Here is a 1,846-nt window from a genome sequence, read left to right as displayed (position 1 = left end):
GGTGGAGCGCTTAGAAGTGAGAATGCCGGTATGAGTAGCGAAAGACAGGTGAGAATCCTGTCCACCGAATGACTAAGGTTTCCTGGGGAAGGCTCGTCCTCCCAGGGTTAGTCGGGACCTAAGTCGAGGCCGAGAGGCGTAGACGATGGATAACAGGTTGAGATTCCTGTACTAGTTATATTTGTTTGAACGATGGAGGGACGCAGCAGGCTAAGGAAGCGCACTGATGGATATGTGCGTCCAAGCAATAAGTCTGAAGTTGAGTTAAATGCTTAACTTTAAGGACAAGTTGTGATGGGGAGCGAAATTAAGTAGCGAAGTAACTGATGTCACACTGCCAAGAAAAGCTTCTAGTTAGAATATAACTACCCGTACCGCAAACCGACACAGGTAGTCGAGGAGAGTATCCTAAGGTGTGCGAGAGAACTCTCGTTAAGGAACTCGGCAAAATGACCCCGTAACTTCGGGAGAAGGGGTGCTGACCGAAAGGTCAGCCGCAGTGAATAGGCCCAAACGACTGTTTATCAAAAACACAGGTTTCTGCAAAATCGTAAGATGACGTATAGGGGCTGACGCCTGCCCGGTGCTGGAAGGTTAAGAGGATGAGTTAGCTTCGGCGAAGCCCAGAATTGAAGCCCCAGTAAACGGCGGCCGTAACTATAACGGTCCTAAGGTAGCGAAATTCCTTGTCGGGTAAGTTCCGACCCGCACGAAAGGCGTAACGATTTGGGCACTGTCTCAACGAGAGACTCGGTGAAATTATAATACCCGTGAAGATGCGGGTTACCCGCGACAGGACGGAAAGACCCCATGGAGCTTTACTGTAGCTTGATATTGAGTGTTTGTATAACTTGTACAGGATAGGTAGGAGCCGTAGAGACCGGAACGCTAGTTTCGGAGGAGGCATTGGTGGGATACTACCCTCGTTGTATGAACACTCTAACCCTCGCCACTAATCGTGGTGGGAGACAGTGTCAGGTGGGCAGTTTGACTGGGGCGGTCGCCTCCTAAAAGGTAACGGAGGCGCCCAAAGGTTCCCTCAGAATGGTTGGAAATCATTCGCAGAGTGTAAAGGCACAAGGGAGCTTGACTGCGAGACTTACAGGTCGAGCAGGGACGAAAGTCGGGCTTAGTGATCCGGTGGTTCCGTATGGAAGGGCCATCGCTCAACGGATAAAAGCTACCCTGGGGATAACAGGCTTATCTCCCCCAAGAGTCCACATCGACGGGGAGGTTTGGCACCTCGATGTCGGCTCATCGCATCCTGGGGCTGTAGTCGGTCCCAAGGGTTGGGCTGTTCGCCCATTAAAGCGGTACGCGAGCTGGGTTCAGAACGTCGTGAGACAGTTCGGTCCCTATCCGTCGCGGGCGTAGGAAATTTGAGAGGAGCTGTCCTTAGTACGAGAGGACCGGGATGGACATACCTCTGGTGTACCAGTTGTTCTGCCAAGGGCATCGCTGGGTAGCTATGTATGGATGAGATAAACGCTGAAAGCATCTAAGTGTGAAGCTCACCTCGAGATTAGATTTCCCATTCCTTTATGGAAGTAAGACCCCTGAAAGATTATCAGGTAGATAGGTTGGAAGTGGAAGTACAGTGATGTATGGAGCGGACCAATACTAATCGGTCGAGGACTTAACCACAAAGTGGTGTGAAACGGTGTACGGCTTAAAAATCAATGATAAATATTAGCTAGTTTTGAGAGAATAAGTTTTCTCAAAAAAAGAGTGTGGTGGCGATAGCAAGAAGGATACACCTGTTCCCATGTCGAACACAGAAGTTAAGCTTCTTAGCGCCAAGAGTAGTTGGGGGTCGCCCCCTGCGAGGGTAGGACGTTGCCATGCT

The 1,846-nt window shown here is 50.3% G+C and carries 2 rRNA genes (1 of these 2 cut by a window edge); both read left to right on the top strand.

The features are described from left to right. Positions 1–1,644, top strand: a 23S ribosomal RNA gene (locus AC1RPV_RS07510) (it extends 1,375 nt beyond the left edge of the window). 85 nt (positions 1,645–1,729) lie between these two features. Continuing rightward, positions 1,730–1,845, top strand: a 5S ribosomal RNA gene (gene rrf / locus AC1RPV_RS07505). Position 1,846 lies beyond the last annotated feature (1 nt).

Source organism: Dellaglioa sp. CoH-55-MRSF-9 (genome assembly GCF_056782155.1).
This window is presented reverse-complemented; position numbering and strand designations above follow the sequence as displayed.